Source organism: Variovorax sp. P2_H12 (genome assembly GCF_056403395.1).
Genome location: NZ_JBFUFO010000001.1, coordinates 238627 through 258549, shown reverse-complemented (window position 1 = coordinate 258549; position 19923 = coordinate 238627). Strand labels below are relative to the sequence as shown.

18 protein-coding genes are annotated in these 19923 nt (G+C 68.2%); 3 read left to right on the top strand and 15 right to left on the bottom strand.

The window, feature by feature from the left end; genetic code table 11:
- Positions 1-67 precede the first annotated feature (67 nt).
- Positions 68-988, bottom strand: coding sequence for a LysR family transcriptional regulator (locus tag AC1DYK_RS01280; RefSeq protein WP_478164608.1), 921 nt, complete (start codon positions 986-988; stop codon positions 68-70).
- A 79-nt stretch (positions 989-1067) separates the two neighbouring features.
- Between AC1DYK_RS01280 and AC1DYK_RS01275 the strand changes: the two genes are divergently transcribed.
- A complete protein-coding gene (locus AC1DYK_RS01275; protein ID WP_478164607.1) occupies positions 1068-2246 on the top strand; it encodes an MFS transporter in 1179 nt (392 codons plus the stop codon).
- A 40-nt stretch (positions 2247-2286) separates the two neighbouring features.
- Complete coding sequence (locus AC1DYK_RS01270) at positions 2287-3327, top strand: aldo/keto reductase (protein ID WP_478164606.1); 1041 nt, start codon at positions 2287-2289, stop codon at positions 3325-3327.
- Positions 3328-3366: 39 nt separating this feature from the next.
- Here the strand turns inward: AC1DYK_RS01270 and AC1DYK_RS01265 are convergent, their stop codons facing one another.
- Positions 3367-3726 carry a DUF1428 domain-containing protein gene (locus tag AC1DYK_RS01265; protein WP_478164605.1) on the bottom strand — a complete coding sequence of 120 codons (360 nt, stop codon included), beginning with the start codon at positions 3724-3726 and terminating at the stop codon, positions 3367-3369.
- 138 nt (positions 3727-3864) lie between these two features.
- Between AC1DYK_RS01265 and AC1DYK_RS01260 the strand changes: the two genes are divergently transcribed.
- A complete protein-coding gene (locus tag AC1DYK_RS01260; RefSeq protein WP_478164604.1) occupies positions 3865-5688 on the top strand; it encodes an SLC13 family permease in 1824 nt (607 codons plus the stop codon).
- Between the two features lie 131 nt (positions 5689-5819).
- Here AC1DYK_RS01260 and AC1DYK_RS01255 read toward each other — a convergent pair whose 3' ends face one another.
- The 13 genes from AC1DYK_RS01255 to AC1DYK_RS01195 all read right to left on the bottom strand — a co-directional run bounded on the left by AC1DYK_RS01255 (position 5820) and on the right by AC1DYK_RS01195 (position 19784).
- Positions 5820-6725: an SDR family oxidoreductase gene (locus tag AC1DYK_RS01255; RefSeq protein WP_478086439.1), complete on the bottom strand. Its 906-nt coding sequence runs from the start codon at positions 6723-6725 to the stop codon at positions 5820-5822.
- Positions 6726-6818: 93 nt separating this feature from the next.
- Positions 6819-7757, bottom strand: coding sequence for a glutathione S-transferase family protein (locus AC1DYK_RS01250; RefSeq protein WP_478164603.1), 939 nt, complete (start codon positions 7755-7757; stop codon positions 6819-6821).
- A gap of 25 nt (positions 7758-7782) precedes the next feature.
- On the bottom strand, positions 7783-9423 hold the full coding sequence (locus tag AC1DYK_RS01245) for an isovaleryl-CoA dehydrogenase (RefSeq protein WP_478164602.1): 1641 nt from the start codon (positions 9421-9423) through the stop codon (positions 7783-7785).
- A gap of 243 nt (positions 9424-9666) precedes the next feature.
- Positions 9667-10683 (bottom strand): NADP-dependent oxidoreductase, encoded by a 1017-nt coding sequence (locus tag AC1DYK_RS01240; RefSeq protein WP_478164601.1) that lies wholly within the window; start codon positions 10681-10683, stop codon positions 9667-9669.
- 22 nt (positions 10684-10705) lie between these two features.
- Complete coding sequence (locus AC1DYK_RS01235; protein ID WP_478164600.1) at positions 10706-11167, bottom strand: PaaI family thioesterase; 462 nt, start codon at positions 11165-11167, stop codon at positions 10706-10708.
- Positions 11168-11322: 155 nt separating this feature from the next.
- Positions 11323-12117 (bottom strand): SDR family oxidoreductase, encoded by a 795-nt coding sequence (locus tag AC1DYK_RS01230; protein ID WP_478086446.1) that lies wholly within the window; start codon positions 12115-12117, stop codon positions 11323-11325.
- Between the two features lie 16 nt (positions 12118-12133).
- Positions 12134-12418, bottom strand: coding sequence for a Dabb family protein (locus tag AC1DYK_RS01225; protein ID WP_478164599.1), 285 nt, complete (start codon positions 12416-12418; stop codon positions 12134-12136).
- Complete coding sequence (locus tag AC1DYK_RS01220) at positions 12415-12636, bottom strand: hypothetical protein (RefSeq protein ID WP_478164598.1); 222 nt, start codon at positions 12634-12636, stop codon at positions 12415-12417. Before AC1DYK_RS01220 ends, AC1DYK_RS01225 begins: the two co-directional genes overlap by 4 nt.
- Positions 12636-14468, bottom strand: a complete 1833-nt coding sequence (locus AC1DYK_RS01215) for an acyl-CoA dehydrogenase (protein WP_478164597.1) — start codon at positions 14466-14468, stop codon at positions 12636-12638. The genes AC1DYK_RS01220 and AC1DYK_RS01215 overlap by 1 nt, the downstream gene beginning before the upstream one ends.
- Before the next feature lie 22 nt (positions 14469-14490).
- Positions 14491-14964: a PaaI family thioesterase gene (locus tag AC1DYK_RS01210; RefSeq protein WP_478164596.1), complete on the bottom strand. Its 474-nt coding sequence runs from the start codon at positions 14962-14964 to the stop codon at positions 14491-14493.
- A gap of 17 nt (positions 14965-14981) precedes the next feature.
- Positions 14982-16157, bottom strand: coding sequence for an acetyl-CoA C-acyltransferase (locus AC1DYK_RS01205; RefSeq protein ID WP_478094817.1), 1176 nt, complete (start codon positions 16155-16157; stop codon positions 14982-14984).
- A 31-nt stretch (positions 16158-16188) separates the two neighbouring features.
- Entirely contained in the window at positions 16189-17658 is a 1470-nt protein-coding gene (locus tag AC1DYK_RS01200) for a M20 family peptidase (protein WP_478164595.1), read from the bottom strand.
- A gap of 20 nt (positions 17659-17678) precedes the next feature.
- Entirely contained in the window at positions 17679-19784 is a 2106-nt protein-coding gene (locus tag AC1DYK_RS01195; protein ID WP_478164594.1) for a 3-hydroxyacyl-CoA dehydrogenase NAD-binding domain-containing protein, read from the bottom strand.
- Between the last annotated feature and the right edge of the window lie 139 nt (positions 19785-19923).

The window sequence follows — 19923 nt, the reverse complement described above, 5'->3', positions numbered from 1 at the left end:
CCCGGCGCGGGCCGCGGCATGCGGCCTCGCACCGGGAAGCTTCCCGTCCCGGCACAGGCCGATTCCGTCAAGCCCGAGGCCGCCCGTCTTCCCCGACATGGGCCACCAGGAAATCGAGCAGCGCGCGCACCCGCGCCGGCAACCGACCGGGCCTGCCGAGGTAGAGCGCATGGATCGGCGCGATGTCGCGCGGATTGAACGCCTCCAGCACTGGCACCAACCGGCCGGCGTCGATGTCGGCCTGCACGTGATAGAGCGACAGCCGCCCCAGGCCGACGCCCGCCAGCACCAAGGCCCGCAGGGCCTCGCCATCGCCGGCTCGCACGTTGCCGGTGATGGGCATGTCGATCACGCGGCCGTCGACCGACAGCGGCCAGTCCGGCACGCTGCGCCGATAGGTGAAACCGAGGCGGTTGTGCGCTTCGAGTTCCTGCGGCGTGCTTGGCATGCCGTGGCGCGCGAGATAGCCCGGCGACCCGAGGATGGCCTGCCCGGTGGCGCCGAGCCGGCGCGCGATGAGGTCGGACGGCGGCAGTTCGCCCCAGCGAATGGCAACGTCGGCGCGCTCTTCCATCAGGTCGACCACGCGATCGGTGAGCACGATGTTGAGCGTGATCTGAGGATGCAGTTCGAGAAAGCGCGGCACCAGCGGGATCAGCACGTGCTGGCCGAAAGGGACACTGGCATTGATGCTCACGCGCCCGCTCGGTGCCGCACCTGCGGCGGCGCAGCGCTCGGCCTCGTCCATGTCGGCCAGCACGCGCACGCTGCGCTCGTAGAACTGCCGCCCTTCGGCGGTGAGCTGCAGCTTGCGCGTGGAACGGTGCACGAGCTGGGTCGCGAGCCGCGCCTCCAGCCGCCCGATCAGCTTGCTGACCGCCGAGGGCGTCAGCCCCAAGGCCCGGGCGCCGGCCGAGAAGCTGCCGCGCTCGACCACCTGGACGAAGGCTTCCATCTCGCCGGAGCGGTTGATCTCGGAGCGGGGCATATGTGAATTCAATTCACAGGATCGTGTCGGACAAGCATTCTATTCATATGGGTACGCAACCGGCACAGTCTCGGACATCATGCCCATCGCCCTCCTCGCCCTCACCGCCGGTGCCTTCGGCATCGGCACCACCGAGTTCGTCATCATGGGCCTGCTGCTGCAGGTCTCGGCGGACCTCCAGGTCTCCATCGCGGCCGCCGGCCTGCTGATCTCGGGCTATGCGCTCGGGGTCGCGGTCGGCGCGCCACTGCTCACCATCGCCACCCGCCGCGTGCCGCGCAAGACCGTGCTGCTGGCGCTGATGGCGATCTTCACGCTCGGCAACATCGCCTGCGCGCTGGCCGCCAACTACGAGATGCTGATGGCGGCGCGGGTCGTCACCTCGCTCGCACACGGCACTTTTTTCGGTGTCGGCTCGGTCGTCGCCACCGGCCTGGTGCTGCCCGAGCGCCGGGCCTCGGCGATCGCGATGATGTTCACCGGCCTCACGGCCGCGACGCTGCTCGGGGTGCCGGCCGGCGCCTGGCTCGGGTTGCACTTCGGCTGGCGCGCGACCTTCTGGGCCGTGGCGCTGATCGGCGTGGCCGCATGCACGGTGCTGGCACTGTTCGTGCCGCGTGGGCGGGCCGACGCCGCACCGTCCTCGCTGCGCGAGGAGCTTGCCGTCCTCGGCCGGCCGCAAGTCCTGCTCGGGCTGGCGATGACGGTGCTGGGCTTTGCGGGCCTGTTCGTCGTCTTCACCTACATCCAGCCGCTGCTTACCCGCGTCACCGGTGTGTCCGAGGCGGCGGTGTCGCCGATCCTGATGCTGTTCGGCGGCGGCCTGGCGTTGGGCAACCTGCTGGGCGGCAAGCTGGCCGACCGCGCGCTGATGCCCTCGGTGCTGGGCACGCTGTTGGCGCTCGCCGCGGTGCTCGGCGCGATGCAGTGGCTGATCCACACGCCCTGGAGCGCAATCGCGTTCGTGCTTCTGCTGGGCGTCGCATCGTTTGCCACCGTCGCACCGCTGCAGTTGAGGGTGCTCGACAAGGCCGCGGGCGCGGGGCAGAACCTCGCATCCAGTCTCAACATCGCGGCCTTCAACCTCGGCAACGCGCTGGGCGCCTGGGTGGGCGGCGCGACGATCGAACGCGGACCGGGCCTCCAGGCACTCGGCTGGGTGGCCGCGCTGCTGACGCTGGTCGGGCTCGCGATCGCGCTCTGGAGCCGTGCGCTCGATCGACGCCTCCCGGCAGCGGCCGCAACCGCCTGCGCGTGAAACGCCTCAGCTCCATCCAACTCGACCACAAGGATCCACCATGGAACAACGCTATCTCGGCAACTCCGGCTTCAAGGTGCCGGCCCTCGGCTTCGGCGCCGGTACCTTCGGCGGCGAGGGCCCGCTCTTCAGCGCCTGGGGCAACACCGACGTCGCGGCCGCGCGCCGCATCATCGACATCTGCCTCGACGCCGGCGTCAATCTGTTCGACAGCGCCGACGTCTACTCGAGCGGCGCCTCCGAATCCATCCTCGGCGCCGCGATCAAGGGCCGGCGCGACAAGGTCATCCTGTCGACCAAGCTGTCGCTGCGCGCGGGCGACGGGCCCAACGACGTCGGCTCCTCGCGCCATCACCTGGTCCAGGGCGTCGACGCGGCGCTCCGGCGCCTGGGCACCGACACCATCGACCTGCTGCAGCTCCATGCCTTCGACGCCATGACGCCGGTCGACCAAGTGCTGCGCACGCTCGACGACCTGGTTCGCGCGGGCAAAGTGCGCTACATCGGCGCCTCCAACTTCTCGGGCTGGCAGCTGATGAAGTCGCTGGCTGCCTCCGACCGGCTGGGCCTGTCGCGCTACGTGGCGAACCAGACCTACTACTCGCTGGTCGGCCGCGACTACGAGTGGGAGCTGATGCCGCTTGGGCTCGACCAGGGCGTCGGCGCCATCGTCTGGAGCCCGCTGGGCTGGGGTCGGCTGACCGGCAAGATCCGGCGTGGCCAGCCGCTGCCGGCCGGCAGCCGCCTCCACGAAACGGCCGGCTTCGCGCCGCCGGTGGAGGACGAGCGGCTCTACCGCGTGGTCGATGCGATGGACCGGGTGGCCGAGGAGACCGGCAAGTCGCTGCCGCAGATCGCGCTCAACTGGCTGCTTCAGCGGCCCACCGTGTCATCGGTGCTGATCGGTGCGCGCGACGAGGCGCAGCTCAAGCAGAACCTCGGCGCGCTCGGCTGGAAGCTCACGACCGAGCAGATCGCGCGGCTCGACGCCGCCAGCGCGGTGACGCCGCCCTACCCTTACTACCCCTACTGGAACGGGCAGTTCGCGGAACGCAGCCCGGTGGCCGTCCAGCCGCGCTGACCGCCCCCACGCTCCGCGCCGCGGCCCGGCGACGGACTCTCAGACCTCAACCAGCGGCTCGAAGCCACCCCAGAACATCCGCTTGCCGTCGAAGGGCATCTTGGACGGATCCATCATGTCGGCCAGGCGCGGGTCGCTCATCGCCTTGGCGTTGACCTTGTCGCGATGGTCGCGCGATTCGAAGACGATCCACGAGAACACCACCGTCTCGTCGTCCTTCAACTGCACGCTCTGCGGAAACGAGGTGTGCTCGCCAGCCTTGACGTCCTCGGCGATCCATTCACGGTACTCGAGGGCGCCATGCTCGCGCCAGACGGCACCGGCGCGGGCCGCCAACTGGCGGTACGCCTCGATCTTGTCCTTCGGAACGGGAACAACGTATCCATCGACATAGGCCATGCAGGTCTCCTTGGTGTGATCGAACATACACAGAACCGAGTGGTTCAGTATATGCAATCCTGCCGCCCGCCCCAAGCCCCGACGCGGCGCACGGGCAATCCCGCAGAATCCAGCCTGCTCTTCCTGCGGACTCTTCCCATGTCGTCTGAACTGATCCAGGTCCTCGTGCTGCTGGGCGTCGCGATCGCCATGTTCGTCTCGGGCCGGCCGCGGCTCGACGCGGTGGCGCTGATCATGATCGTGCTGCTGCCCGTCACCGGGGTCATCGACATGAACGAGGCGCTGGCCGGCTTCTCCGACCCGAACATCGTGCTGGTCGCCGCCCTGTTCGTGCTGGGCGAAGGGCTGGTGCGCACCGGTGTCGCCCAGAACGTCGGCGACTGGCTGGTGGCGCGCGGCGGCAGCAGCGAAACCCGCCTGCTCGTGCTGCTGATGCTGGCGGTCGGCCTGATGGGCTCGTTCATGAGTTCCACCGCGGTGGTCGCCATCTTCATTCCGATCGTGATGCGCATCGCGCAGCAGACCGGCATCGCAGCCAGCCAGCTGCTGATGCCCGTGAGCGTGGCGGGCCTGATCAGCGGGATGATGACGCTGGTCGCGACCACGCCGAACCTGATCGTCAACGGCGAACTCGTGCGCCACGGCGCGGAAGGCTTCGGCTTCTTCGCCTTCACGCCGATCGGCGTGCCGGTGCTGATCCTCGGCATCGCCTACATGCTGGTGGCGAGGCGCCGGCTGCCCAGCGAGAGCACCGCGGCGGGCGGCGGACGGCCCAGCCTGAACGACTGGGTGGAGCAGTACAAGCTGCACGACCGCGCCTTCCGGCTCAGCGTGGAGCCGCGCTCGCCGCTGGTGGGCCGCAGCCTGGATGGGCTGGGGTTGAACGATGCCTCCGATGCCCGCGTGATCGCCCTGGAGCGCCAGCACACGCTGCGGCGAGAGGTTCTGCGCGCATCCGCCGACACCGAGATCCGGGCCGGCGACATCCTGCTGCTGGACGTCGAGTCCCGGGACTTCGACGTGCCGCGCCTGTGCGAGCGGTACGCGCTCCACATGCTGCCGATCTCCGGCGCCTACTTCACGGACCAGTCGCGCGACGTCGGCATGGCCGAGGCGATCATCCCGGTCGATTCCACGCTGGTCGGCACCACCGGCGACGAATCGCGCCTGCTGGCCCAGCACGACCTCACGATCGTGGGCTTGCGCCGCGGCCGGGTCACCCACGAACACGCCCTCGAGAATGCGCGGCTCAAGATCGGCGACACGCTGCTGCTGGTGGGCCCGTGGCAGGCCCTCCGGGCGCTGCAGTCCGACGGCCACGACCTGGTGGGGCTGAGCCTGCCGCTGGAGGGCCGGACCCTGGTCCCGGTGCCGCGGCGCGCGCCCCACGCGGTGTTCTGCCTGCTGCTCGTGATCGGGTTGATGCTGTGGGGCGTCATCCCCAACGTCCAGGCCGCCATCGTCGGCTGCCTGCTGATGGGATTGTTCCGCTGCGTCGACCTGGACACGGCCTATCGCGCGATCCACTGGCGCAGCCTGATCCTGATCGTGGGCATGCTGCCCTTCTCGCTGGCGCTGCAGCGCACCGGCGGGATCGACCTCGCCGCCGACGGCCTGCTGGCGCTGGTGGGCAATTTCGGCATCCGGCCGGTGCTGGCCAGCCTGTTCATCCTGACCGCGGGGATCGGCCTGGTGGTGTCGAACACGGCCACCGCGGTGCTGATGGCGCCGGTCGCGCTGGCACTGGCCAAGCACCTCGGCGCATCGCCTTACCCGTTCGCGATGATGGTGGCCCTGGCTGCGTCGGCCGGCTTCCTCACGCCGATCTCCTCGCCCGTGAACACGCTGGTCAGCACGGCCGGCAACTACAGCTTCGGCGATTTCGTCAAGGTCGGGCTGCCGCTGGCGGTCATGGTGGGCGTCGTGAGCGTCCTGCTGGTGCCCTGGCTGCTGCCGCCGTAGGTGGAGCTCACCCCCAGGTCGCGCGCACTGCGTGTCGCGCTCCCACCCCCTCGCCGGGGGCAACCCCAGCGGCCCGGCAGAGCCGGTTCCGCGGGGTTCCCCGAACGGGCCTCGCTGGCGCGGGGGCGGCTTCAGCCCGCGCGCAATTGCGCGCGCAGGTTGGCGCCGATCTCGGGGCGCTCGAGGAACGGGTCGGCCGGGTTGGTGATCGAGACGATGTGCTCCATCCGGCTCTTCACGTTGCCCAGCGCCTTGGGGTGGCTGAAGATGTAGAACTGGTTGGCGGTGATGGCGTCGAACACCATCTGCGCGACCTGGGCGGCGCTGACCTTGCCGCTGCTCACCGCCTTGTTGCTCATCGCCTGGCCGATCAGCTGGCTCTTGGTGAGTTCGCCGCCCGCCAGCGCGCCGGGCCGGTTGCGTTCGCTCTGCGTGATGCCGGTGGGCACGAAGTACGGGCAGAGCAGGCTGGCGCCGACCTGGTCGGTGACCAGCTTCAGGTCCTGGTAGAGCGTTTCGGTGAGGCTCACGACGGCCGCCTTGGCCGCGTTGTAGATGCCCATGTTGGGCGGCGTCAGCAGGCCCGCCATGCTGGCGGTGTTGACGATGTGGCCGCGGTACGCCGGGTCCTTGGCGGCGGCCTCGAGCATCATCGGCGTGAACAGTCGCACGCCGTGCACCACGCCCATCAGGTCGACGCCGAGCACCCATTCCCAGTCGGCGACGCTGTTCTCCCACACCAGGCCGCCGGCGCCGACGCCGGCGTTGTTGAAGACGAAGTGCGGTGCGCCGAAGCGCTGCTGCACCGCGCGGGCGAGTTCATCCATCTGCGCCGCATTGGCGACGTCGACCTTGCGTGCCAGCACCTGCGCACCGGCGGCCTCCATCTCGGCCTGCGCCTTGTCCAGCGCATCCTGCTGCACGTCGACCAGCACGAGGTTCATGCCGCGCGCCGCGCCGATGCGCGCGCATTCGAGGCCGAAGCCGGAACCTGCACCGGTGAGTACGGCCGTCGTGCCCTTGAAGTCCTGAATCATTTGCGCGTGTCCTTTCGTCTCTTGTGATTGGCGGTGAGGCGCTATTGAAATACGGAATGTCCGCCAGCGCAGTCGCCAAGGTGCCCGCGCGCCTCAGCCTGTCACTGCCTTGAGCACGAAGCCGATGCGCGGGAAGTGCACATGCACGGTGCCCGCACGCGGGTCGCTGCGGCGCAGCGTGTAATGCGTGCGGCTGGCGGCGATGAGCTCGCCCTCGGTGGCCTCGAGGCCGAAGCTCTCGGCCGTGATCGTGACGCGCGAGCCCAGGGCGATCCCGTGCTCGTCCTGGAAGGTGCTGTCCGACAGCAGCGTGTGCGGCGTCGAGGCCGCCGCCGCTTCGATGGCGCGCTGCGCATCGAATGTCTCCATCGTGCCGTGGCCGATGGCCGACATCCGGTCCATCCAGTCGCCCACCGCCGGCGTCAGTTGCAGGATGCCCGCCATCGAGGGCGTGCGCTTGCGCGTGAACCACAGCGGGTGGTAGCAGGCAAAGTCGGCCACCGTCGGGAAGGCACCGAGCAGGTAGTCGGTGTCATCGAGCATGTCCGACAGGCGCCGCAGATAGGACTTGTATGCCGCCGCGGCATCGGCCGGACGCAGCCGCACCATGCTTGTGCTCATCGCGCGGCGGTCGTCGGTGAAGGCCTTGGCCAGCTCCGGCGGCGCCTTGCCGAAGATGTCGGCGGCGCCCTTGGGGCTGAAGTTGTAGGCCATCGCGGCCCAGAACAACGTGCTGTCGGCCCACTGCGCGACCAGGCGCGACAGCCCCTTGCCCGGCTCCGGGTAGATGGACGGCAGCGGCGCCAGATGCTCGAGCACGTCGCAGATCAGCGCCGTGTCGCAATAGATGTCGGCACCGATCTGCAGCACCGGCGTGCGTCGGTAGCCCCCGGTGAGCGCGACCAGTTCGGGCTTGGGCGCGATCTGCGGAATGATCACCGACTTCCAGGCCAGCTGCTTGTAGCCGAGGATCAGCCGCAGCTTTTCCGAGAACGGGGAGGTCGCGTAGTGGTGGAGGATCAGGTCTGCCATGGGGTCCTTTTTCCGAAGAGTGCGGTCACTGGGGCCGGGCACGGGAAATGATCGCATCGAGGTCGACGCCGGCGCCGAGCGTGCCGAAGGCGTGGCCCCAGTCGCCGCCCAGGCGCGAGGAGCAGAAGCCGCCGACGACGGCCGGCGGCGCGGTCTGCACCAGCAGGGCCGCCTGTACCGCGAGCGCCACGTCCTGTGCCAGCCGGCGCGCCTCGGTTTCGGTCGCCATCGCCTCGATGCGCGCGGGCAGCGCGTCGGCCAGGCGGTCGAGCGCGGCGTCGTTGCCGCGCGCCGGCGCCAGTTCGCGGGCCAGCGCGGCGACCGCGTCGCCCTTGCGCAGGCCGCGCAGCAGGTCGAGCGCCATGATGTTGCCGGCGCCTTCCCAGATCGAGTTGAGCGGCATCTCGCGGTACACCCGCGCCATCACGCCCTCGCCGCCCTCTTCCACGTAACCGTTGCCGCCCAGGCATTCCATCGCTTCCTGCGCGAAATGGCTGCCCCGCTTGCAGATCCAGAACTTGGCCACCGGCGTCAGCAGGCGGGCCATCAGGCGCTCGTGTTCGTCCTCGGGGCGATCGAAGGCGCGCGCCAGGCGGATCGCCAGCGCGGTCGCCGCTTCGCTTTCCAGCGCCAGGTCGGCCAGCACGTTCTTCATGAGCGGCTGCGCGATCAGTGGCTTGCCGAAGGCCTGCCGCTGCGCCGTGTGGTTCAGCGCCAGGCTCAGGGCCTGCCGCATCAGGCCGCTGGTGCCGAGGGCGCAGTCGAGCCGGGTCATGGTGCCCATCTCGAGAATCTGCGGAACGCCGCGGCCCTCCTCGCCGACCAGCCAGGCGCTGGCGCCGTGGAACTCGACCTCGGAACTGGCGTTGGCCTTGTTGCCGAGCTTGTCTTTCAGGCGCTGGATGCGGATCGCGTTGCGGCTGCCGTCGGGCAGCACGCGCGGCAGGAAGAAGCACGAGAGCCCGGCGGGTGCCTGCGCGAGGACCAGGAAGGCATCGCACATCGGCGCCGAGAAGAACCACTTGTGGCCCGTGATCTCGTAGCGCTCGCCCCAGCCGTCGCTTCCCGCACGGACTGCGCGCGAGGTGTTGGCACGGACATCGGAGCCGCCCTGCTTCTCGGTCATGCCCATGCCCATGGTCACGCCGGGCTTGTCGCGCCAGGGCCTGAGCGCCGGGTCGTACCAGCGGCTCGCAAGCTTCGGGCCCCAGTCGGCATACACGGCCGCATTGCCGCGCAGCGCGGGCGTCACCGCATAGCTCATCGAGATCGGGCACAGCATGGAAGGCTCGAGCTCGGTGAATAGCATGAAGCCGGCCGCGCGCTGCACATGGGGCGACTGCGATTCGCCGGCCCAGGGCGTTCCGTGCAGGCCGGCGCCGACGGCCGCCGCCATCAGCGCGTGATAGCTCGGGTGGAACTCCACCTCGTCGATGCGGCGGCCGAAGCGGTCGTGGGTGTGCAGCACCGGCGTGTGCGTGTTGGCGAGCCGCGCATGGGTCTGCATCTCGACCGTGCCGATCTCGGCGCCCAGGTGTTCGAGCGGCGCCAGCTGCAACTGCGGCGCGTTGTGCTTGAGCGCATCGCGCAGCGGCCGGTTGGTTTCGAACAGGTTGTAGCCGGCGAGCGGCGCCGGCTGGTTGAAGACCTCGTGCGTGGTGTCCATGCTTGCCTCCTGTTCAATTCATATCTCCATCACGCGATCGCAAATCCGCGGCGCGTGAAACCGAAACAACTCTAGCCCAGGGATACCGCGGAACTGGCTTTGCCAGGCCGCTGGTATCGCCCCCTTGAGGGGCTGAGGGCCGCGGCTCCAAGCCTGCCTGCGCAGGCTTGGACGGCCCCGAAGAGCCGCTGCCTCGGGCAGCGTCTCGGGGCGCCACAGGCGCTTCGGGGAAGAGCTTTCATTTCAGATGAGCTTGACCAGTTGCTTGCCGAAGTTCTTGCCCTTCAGCAGGCCGAGAAAGGCCTCAGGCGCCGATTCGATGCCCTGGGCGATCGACTCGCGCGGCCTGAGCTTTCCGCTGGCGACCAGCGCGCCGAGTTCGGCCAGCGCCTCGGGCCAGACCTCCATGTGCTCGCTGACGATGAAACCCTCGAGCTTGAGCCGGTTCACCAGGAACAGCGCCGGGTTGGCGAGCGGCAGCGGCTGGCCGTCGTAGCCCGCGATCATGCCGCATAGCGCGATGCGCGCGAAGGCGTTGGTGCGCAGCAGCACCGCGTCGAAGATGTAGCCGCCGACATTCTCGAAGTAGCCGTCGATGCCCTTCGGGCAGGCTTCCTTCAACGCCGTGGCCATGCTCTTGACGTCGGGATGCTGGCGATAGTCGATGCAGGCATCGAAGCCCAGTTCGTCGACCACGTACTTGCACTTGTCCGGGCCGCCGGCGATGCCGACCACCCGGCAGCCGCGCGCCTTGGCCAGCGCGCCGAAAGCGCTGCCGACCGCACCGCTGGCCGCGGTGATCACCACCGTCTCGCCGGCCTTCGGATCGATGATCTTCACCAGGCCATACCAGGCGGTGACGCCGGGCATGCCGACCGCGCCCAGGTAGTGCGACAGCGGCACATGCGTGGTGTCGACCTTCTTCAAGGCGCCGGGCTGCGAGGCATCGACCACGCTGTATTCCTGCCAGCCGCCGAAGCCGACCACCTTGTCGCCCACGGCGTACTTCGGATGCTTGCTCTCGACCACCTCGCCGACGGTGCCGCCCTGCATCACCTGGCCCAGGGGCTGAGGCTGCGCGTAGCTCTTGGCGTCGTTCATGCGGCCGCGCATGTAGGGATCGAGGCTCATGAAGTGGTGGCGCACCAGCACCTGGTTGTCCTTCAGGGCCGGCGTCTCGGTGGTCACGAGCTTGAAGTTGCTGGCGACGGCTTCGCCCTCGGGGCGGTTGTCGAGGATCTGTTGTCTGTTGGTGGGCATGGAGGTCTCCAGGAAAAAGGGGTCAATCGGTCGAAGGCGGGCGCATCGCGTTGGCGCTGGCCGGCCCCGTGGGCAGGCGGCGCTTCACGTACTTGAAGGTCCCGGTGGCATGGGCGCAGACGCGTTCCTGGGCGTCGTAGATCTTCGCCTCGGTGAAGCCCATCGTCGCGGTGCGGTGCAGCAGCGTGCCGCGCGCGATCAGCGGGCCGACCGAAGGCGCCATGAAGGTGGTCTTCATCTCGATCGTGACGACGCCGATCTCCGGCGTCTCGCTGCGCGCGGCGGCGGCCATCGCGATGTCGAGCATGGTCATGACGGCGCCGCCGTGCGTCACGTCGAAGGTGTTCAGGTGCTCGGGCTTCGCGGTGTAGCGCAGCTCGGATTCGCCGCCCTCGAATTTCGTGATCTCGAATCCGAGATGGCGCGCGAACGGGATGCGGTCCGTGTAGGAGCGAAGGTTGATGCTGTCGTCGGAATCGGTCATTTCAGTGGTCCACCACGCGATCAAGTGACCCAGCACGACGCATGAAATCGGCACAGCCCCATCCCAGGGATGCCGCGGAACCGGCTTTGCCGGGCCGCTGGTATCGCCCCCCTTGAGGGGGGAGGCGCCGCAGGCGCTTCGGGGGCTGTTTCATCCTAGGCGCCAAGAACGACGCTGACCCCGCCGTCGATCGCCAGCCACTGACCTGTGATGTGCTTGCCGGCGTCGCTCGCGTACAGCAGCGTGATGCCCTTCAGGTCTTCGTCGTCACCGAGCCGGCCCAGCGGCGCGTGCGAGGCCATCTTCTCCTCGCCGATCGAGTGGATCAAGCCGGCCGCCAGTTTGGTCATGAAGAAACCCGGGCAGATCGCGTTGACGTTGATGTTGTACTTGCCCCATTCGGCCGCCAGCGTGTGGGTGAAGCCGATCACCGCGCTCTTCGAGGTGTTGTAGGCCAGGGTCTGCATCTCGGGCGGATTGCCGTTCAGGCCCGCGATCGACGCGATGTTGATGATCCGTCCGGCCTTCTTCGGGATCATGTAGGCACGGGCGACCTGCTGCGCCAGGATGAAGTAGCCGCGCACGTTGAGGTTCATCACCTTGTCCCAGGCCGCGACCGGATGGTCCTCGGCCGGGGCGCCCCAGCTGGCGCCGGCGTTGTTGACCAGGATGTCGATCGCGCCCATGCGCTCGAGCGTCTCGTCGGCCAGGCGACGGGTGTCCTCTTCCTTCGCGCAATCGGCGGCGATCCAGCGCGCGTCGATGCCGGCCGCCTGCAGCTCGGCGGTGGCCTGCTCGAGGTCGTCGGCCTTGCGCGAGCTCAGCATGATCCTGGCGCCGGCCTCGCCGAGCGCATGGGCCATCTGCAGCCCGAGGCCGCGCGAGCCGCCGGTGATCAGCGCGGTCTTGCCGCTGAGGTTGAAAAGTTCTTGGACGCTTCTTGCGGTCATGGGGTCTCCGGGGAATTCAGGGTGTTTGGTAGTCGAGCACGCTGCGCGCCTCGCGCAGGCTGCCGAGGAAGCCCGACACCTCGACGTGCGTCGGGTGCTCCAGGTAGGCCTTGAGCGCCGCCTCGTCGTCGAAGGCCGAGCACAGCACCACGTCGCAATTCGCTTCGAGGCCCGGCGTGCGCACGGCCACCTCGAACTGCCGCATGCCCGGCACCAGGCCCTGGCAGATGTCGAGCCTGGCCTTGAAGGCGGCAGCGTCGCTGGAGTTCTTGAGCTTCCACATCACGATGTGCTTGATCATGGCGAGTCCTTGCTGTCCTTGAGTCGGGAACGAACGTAGATGAGCACCACGCCGGCCGCCACCAGCACCGCGCCAGGCACGGCCATGGCCCAGCCAAGCGCCTCTTCGGTGCGGCCGGTCGAGATGCCGAGGATCACGGCAAAGAGGCCGCCGTAGATCAGGATCCAGATCCACTTCTCGAGCGTCGCATGGGGCTTCGGAGGTTTCGGCTCGGCCATCAGAACGCCTCCTCGGGCAGCGCGGCGCAGGTCGGGTCCCGGCTCTCGACCACGTTGAGCCAGGCGCCGATCTTCGGCAATTCGTAGTGGAAGAAGAAGTCGGTGGCGCCGATGCGGCCGACCGTGGCCGGTGACGCCTTGGCGGCATCGCGCTCCAGCGCGCGCAGGGCGACGTCGAGCCAGATCCAGGCCAGCACCACATGGCCGAAGGCCTGCATGTAGGGCACGGCGTTGGCCAGCGCCTCCTGCGGAACGCCGGTGGCCCAGGCCTTCTTGGTCGCCGAGCCGATGCGCTGCAGCGCTTCGCCGAGCGCCTCGGCATGGGCCGCCAGCGCCGGCACCAGGGCCGCGCGCCCGAGCGTGTCGGCGATGCGCCCGGCCAGCAGCTGCAGGCCGCGGCCCTCCTCCATCAGCACCTTGCGCCCGAGCAGGTCGGCCGCCTGGATGCCGTGCGTGCCCTCGTGAATCATGTTGAGGCGGTTGTCGCGCCAGTACTGCTCCACCGGGAAGTCGCGCGTGTAGCCGTAGCCGCCGTGGATCTGGATCGCGAGCGAGTTGGCTTCCAGGCACCACTCGCTGGGCCAGCTCTTGGCGATCGGGGTCAGCACCTCGAGCAGCAGCCGGGCGTCGTCGGCAGCCTGCGCCTCGCCGGTCTTCTGCTCGTCGACCAGCCGCGCGCAATAAAGCTCCAGCGCCAGCGCGCCCTCGCAGTACGCTTTCTGCGCGAGCAGCATGCGGCGCACGTCGGCGTGTTCGATGATCCGCACCTGCGGCTGGGCCGAGTCCTTGCCGGCGGGGCCCGCCGGCCGACCCTGCGGACGCGTCTTCGCATATTCGAGCGAGGCGTGATAGCCGGCCATGCCGAGCATGGCCGCGGCGGTGCCGACGCCGATGCGGGCCTCGTTCATCATGTGGAACATGCAGAACAATCCCTGGCCGGGCTGGCCGACCAGGTAGCCCACGGCACCGGCCTTGCCGCCGACCGGAAACTTGCCCTCGCCGAAATTGAGCAGCGTGTTGGTGGTGCCTCGCCAACCCAGCTTGTGGTTCAGGCCGGCCAGCGCGACGTCGTTGCGTTCGCCGGTCAATTGCCCCTGGGTGTCGACCATCTTCTTCGGCACGATGAACAGCGAGATGCCGCGCGTGCCCGGAATCAGCTTGCCGTTCTCGTCCGGGATCTTGGCCAGCACGATGTGCACGATGTTCTCGGTCAGCTCGTGGTCGCCGGCCGAGATCCACATCTTGTTGCCGGTGAGGCGAAAGCGTGGGCCCAGCGGATCGTCCTGGAAACCGGCACCGTCGGGCACGGCACGGGTCGCGACATCGCTGAGGCTGGAGCCGGCCTGCGGTTCCGACAGGCACATGGTGCCCGACCAGCGTCCCGCGAATTCGTTCTTGGCGAACACTTCCTTCTGCATCTCGGTGCCGTGCACCATGAGCAGGTTGGCGTTGCCGCTGGTGAGCATGTTGGCGCCGATGCTGACCGACGCCATGGCGAAAAAGCTGTTGGCCGCCGCCGACACGGTGTAGGGCAGCTGCATCCCGCCGATGTCGTAGTCCTGCGCCGCGCTCAGCATGCCGGATTCGACGAAGGCCTTGTGCGCATCGTGCGTCGCCTGCGGCAGGATCACCCGCTCGCCGTCGAAATGCGGCTCCTGGGTGTCGACGATGCGGTTGTTCGGCGCGTACTTTTCGCGCGCGATGCGCTCGCAGGTATCCAGCACGGCATCGAAGGTCTCGCGCGAGTGGTCGGCGAAACGCTCGCGCCCGCTGAGCGACTCGGCCTGCAGCCAGTCGTAGAGAAGGAAGTCGAGGGTGGGACGAAGGCTCATGGATGGAAACGCTGGGCTGTGTCTATGGATTGGAACTCGGTGCGGCCTGGGCATCCGGCGCCGAGGGCAGAGCTGCAATGGTGCCCTGGGCCAGCGCGCAGAGCTTTTCCTCGCCGCCGTTGACCGCAAAGACTTCGCAGGTACAGACCGCCTGTGTACGGCCGACGTGCACGGCCCGGGCGCGCGCGATCAGGCGCTCGCCGATGGCCGGACGGAGGTAGTTGATCTTGAACTCGGCCGTGACCACCGGCACCTGCATCGCGGTGCCGCCGGCGAAGGTCAGCGCGTTGTCGGCCAGGTAGCTGAGCGCGCCGCCATGGGCGAAGCCATGCTGCTGCTTCAGCTTGTCGGCGATCGGAAGTTGCAGGTCGACGAAGCCCGACCGCAGCGCATGCATCTCGGCTCCGACCAGCACGCTGAAGGGCTGGGTCGCGAGCACCTCCCGGCCCATGGCCAGGAACTGCTCGGGAGTGGCCTGCTGCGCGGGCGCGGCCATGGCCTGGGGCTCGCGCGTCAGAGGATTTCGAACACGCCGGCGGCGCCCATGCCGCCGCCGATGCACATCGTCACGACCACCTTCTTGGCGCCGCGGCGCTTGCCTTCGATCAAGGCATGGCCCGTGAGGCGCTGGCCGCTCACGCCGTAGGGGTGGCCGACCGCGATCGCGCCGCCGTCGACGTTGAGCCGGTCGCCCGGGATGCCCAGCTTGTCGCGGCAGTAGATCACCTGCACCGCGAAGGCTTCGTTGAGTTCCCACAGGTCGATGTCGCTGACCTTCAGGCCCAGGCGGTTCAGCACCTTCGGGATCGCGAACACCGGGCCGATGCCCATTTCGTCGGGCTCGCAGCCCGCCACCGCGAAGCCAAGGAAGCGGCCCAGGGGCTTCAGGCCCTTCTGCTCGGCGTACTTCTCGTCGACCAGCACGCAGGCGCCGCCGCCATCGGAGAACTGGCTGGCATTGCCGGCCGAGATCAGGCCGCCGGGAATCGCCGGACGGATGCCGCTGATGCCTTCCTTGGTGGTGCCGGCGCGAATGCCTTCGTCGTTCTCGATCGTGACTTCCTTGGTGCGCAGGCCCAGCACCGCGTCAGCCACACCGGCCAGCACGGTGATCGGCGCGATCTCGTCCTTGAAGCGGCCGGCTTCCAGCGCGGCCGTGGCCCTCTGCTGGCTGGCGGCGCCGTACTCGTCCATCGCGTCGCGGCCGATGTTGTAGCGCTTGGCGACCTGCTCTGCGGTCTGCAGCATGTTCCAGTAGATCTCGGGCTTGTGCTTGACCAGCCAGGGGTCGGCCAGCATGTGCTTGTTGGCCTCGTTCTGCACGCAGGAGATGCTCTCGACGCCACCGGCCACATAGACCTCGCCCTCGCCGGCGATGATGCGCTGCGCCGCGGTCGCGATGGTCTGCAGGCCCGACGAGCAGAAGCGGTTGATGGTCATGCCCGAGGTCGTGATCGGCAGGCCGGCGCGCAGCGCGATCTGGCGCGCGATGTTCGAGCCGGTGGCGCCTTCGGGCGTCGCGCAGCCCATGATCACGTCGTCGACCGAGGCCGGATCGATGCCGGCGCGCTGCACGGCATGCTGCACCGCGTGGCCGCCGAGCGTGGCGCCGTGCGTCATGTTGAAGGCACCCTTCCAGCTCTTGGCGAGCGGCGTGCGGGCGGTGGAGACGATGACGGCGCGGGTCATGATGGGGTCCTTTGAGAAAGAGGAAAGACGGTTACTGGGGCTGTGCCGTGTTGCGCAGCAACTGCTGATAGAACTGGATCATCTCGCCGTAGTTCGAGATCGACAGGCGCTCGTTGGTGCCGTGGAAGCGCGGCAGGTCTTCGCCCTTCGCGCGGAACGGCGAGAAGCGATAGACCGAATCGCTCACCAGGCTGAAATGGCGCGAATCGGTGGCGGCGGTCATGAGGCCGGGCGCCACCACGGCATCCGGGAAGCTCTGCCGAACCGCCTGTTCGATCGAGCGGTAGCCGGTGCTGTCGGTCGGCGACACCGGTGAAGGTTCCGAGTTGCCCGGGTAGCGCTTGACCTGGATCGCGTCGTCGCCGAGTGCGCTCTTCAAGTGCTTTTCGACGCTGTCGATGCTGTCGCCCGGCAGGATGCGGAAGTTGACCGCCGCCTCGGCCCGGCCCGGCAGCACGTTGTCCTTGTTGCCGGCCCGGACGATCGTCAGCGCGGTGGTGGTGCGCAGCATGGCGTTGCTGCTCGGGCTCTTCTCGAGCTGGCCCTGCACCAGCGGTCCGGTGAGCCACAGATTGGTCAGCGCCACACGGTTGAAGCCGTTCATCTCGGGCGCCAGCGTTTCGAACATCTGCCCCGCCACGCCCTTGATGCCGCCCGGCATCGGCGTCGCCTCGAGCCGGGCCAGTGCCGCGCTCATGCGCCCGATGGCGCTGTGCTGCGGCGGCATCGACGAGTGGCCGGGCGCGGTATCCAGGCTCAGGAAGAAGGTGCCATAGCCCTTTTCGGCCAGGCCGATCAGCGCCGCCGGCTTCGACAGGCCGGGCAGCACGCCGTCGAGCACCAGCAGCCCTTCGTCGAGCACCCAGTCCAGGCGCACGCTGCGCGACTTGAGCAGTTCGGCGATCGGCTGCGCGCCGCGCAGGCCGCTGACCTCCTCGTCATCGCCCATCACCAGGTAGATGGTCTGCGTCGGCTTGAATCCCTGCGAGATCAGCAGTTCGATGGCTTCCATCTGCGCGAACAGATTGCCCTTGTTGTCGAGCGTGCCGCGACCCCAGACGAAGCCGTCCTGGATGGCGCCGCTGAAAGGGTCGACCGACCAGGCCTTCTCGGTGCCCGGTGCGATCGGGACCATGTCCTGGTGCGCCATCAGCGCAATGGGCTTGGCCTTGGGGTCGGAGCCGACCCAGGTATAGAGCAAGGCCTTGTCGCCCACCACTTCCTTCTTGAGGGTGGCGTGGACCTTGGGGAACTGCTCGGCCAGGTAGGCATGCAGCTTGTCGAACTCGGCCGCGTTGCCCGACGGATCGTCGAGGCTGGACACCGTCCGGAACGCAATCGCGCCGGCCAGCCGCTTGGCGGCGGCCTGCACGTCGATCGCCAGCTTCGGCGCCGGCGCCACGGCGAGCTGCCGCGACGGCGTGCGCCAGGTATTGACCGCCACAGCCGCCGCCAGTGCCACGAGCACCAGCAGCAGCGCCAGGAAGACGCGTTTCACCATAGGGCGGTCTCGTTCCTGCTTCAGCTGAAGCTCTTGCCTTCGGCCACCAGCTTCTGGATCAGCGGCGCCGGCTGCCAGAAGCTCGCGTCATCGCGCGGATTCTTCGCGAAGCGCTTCATGGCCTCGGCCACGTTGTAGAGGCCGACCTGCGACGCGTAGTGCATCGGGCCGCCGCGCCAGATCGGGAAGCCGTAGCCCGTGAGGTAGACCATGTCGATGTCGCCCGACTTGGAGGCAATGCCGTCCTCCAGGATGTGGGCGCCTTCGTTGACCAGCGCATACACCAGGCGCTGCACGATTTCCTCGTCGGAGATCTTGCGCGGCGTGATGCCCAGTTCCCTGCGATGGTCCTCGATCATCTTGTTGACCAGCTCCGACGGAATCGCGTCGCGCTTTCCGGCCTGGTAGTCGTACCACCCTGCCCCGGTCTTCTGGCCGAAGCGGCCCAGTTCGCACAGCTTGTCGGCCGTGCGGCTGTACTTCATGTCGGCGACTTCGGTCGCACGGCGCTTGCGGATCGCCCAGCCGATGTCGTTGCCGGCCAGGTCGCCCATGCGGAACGGGCCCATCGCGAAGCCGAACTTCTCGATCGCCTTGTCCACTTGCTGCGGCGTCGCGCCCTCGTCGAGCAGGAAGCCCGCCTGGCGCGAGTACTGCTCGATCATGCGGTTGCCGATGAAGCCGTCGCAGACGCCCGAGACCACCGCGGTCTTCTTGATCTTCTTGGCCGTCGACATCACGGTGGCGAGCACGTCCTTGGCGGTCTGCTTGCCGCGCACCACCTCGAGCAGCTTCATCACGTTGGCCGGACTGAAGAAGTGCATCCCGACCACGTCCTGCGGACGCTTCGTGAATGCGGCGATCTTGTCGACGTCGAGCGTGGAGGTGTTGGAAGCCAGGATCGCACCGGGCTTGGCGACGCGGTCGAGTTCCTTGAAGACCGCCTCCTTGACGCCGAGTTCTTCGAACACGGCCTCGATGATCAGGTCGGCGTCCTTCAAATCGTCATAGCCGAGCGTCGTGCTCAGGAGCGCCATGCGCTGCTCGTACTTGTCCTGCTTGAGCTTGCCCTTCTTGACCTGCGCTTCGTAGTTCTTCTTGATGGTGGCAACGCCGCGGTCGAGCGCCTCCTGCTTCATCTCGAGGATCTTGACCGGGATGCCCGCGTTCAGGAAGTTCATCGAGATGCCGCCGCCCATGGTGCCGGCACCGATCACGCCGACCGCCTTGATGGCGCGCTGGGGCGTGTCGTCGGCGACGTCGGGAATGCGCGAAGCCGCGCGCTCGGCCATGAACAGGTGGCGCAGCGCCGCCGATTCGGGCGTGAACATCAGCGCGGTGAAGAGACGCCGCTCCTCGGCCATGCCGTCGACGAACTTCATCTTGGTCGCGGCCTGGACGGCATCGACGCACTTGAGCGGGGCCGGGTAGTTCTTCGACATGCCGCCCACCATGTTCCTGGCGAACTGGAAGTAGGCGTCGCCCTGCGGATGCTTGCACGGCAGGTTGCGCACCAGCGGCAACGCATCGCCGGTCTTGCCGGCCACCGACTTGGCGAACTCCACCGCTTCGTCGAACACCGACTCGGGCGACGCCGCGAGCTTGTCGAACAGCTTCTGGCCCGGCAGCGAGGCGAGCATCTCGCTCTTCACGGCCTCGCCGCTGACGATCATGTTGAGCGCGGTCTCGACCCCCAGCACGCGCGGCAGTCGCTGCGTGCCGCCGGCGCCGGGCAGCAGGCCCAGCTTGACTTCGGGCAGCGCGATGCTGGTGCCGGGCGCAGCCACGCGATAGTGGCAGCCCAGGGCCAGTTCGAGGCCGCCGCCCATGCAGACGGAGTGGATCGCCGCCACGATCGGCTTGGTCGATGCCTCGAGCGCGAGGATGACGCTCAGCAGATTGGGCTCCTGCAGCGCCTTGGGCGTGCCGAACTCCTTGATGTCGGCGCCGCCGGAGAAGGCCTTGCCCGCGCCCGTGATGACGATCGACTTGACGGCCGGGTCGTCGATGGCCTTGGAGAGCCCGTCGGTGATGCCGATGCGCGTCGAGAAACCGAGGCCATTGACCGGGGGATTGGTCAGGGTGATCACGGCGACGTCGCCGAGCACTTTGTATTCAGCCGTCATGCTGCGTTCCTTTGGGATGGGAGAGGATCGAAAAATTCGGGTCCGAGGGCATGGCGCAAATCATGCGCCGCTGCCCCCGTTCATAAAAAGCACGGACGTTCTTTTTTTATCGAATTCTAGGCGTTTCGAGCGACCGGGC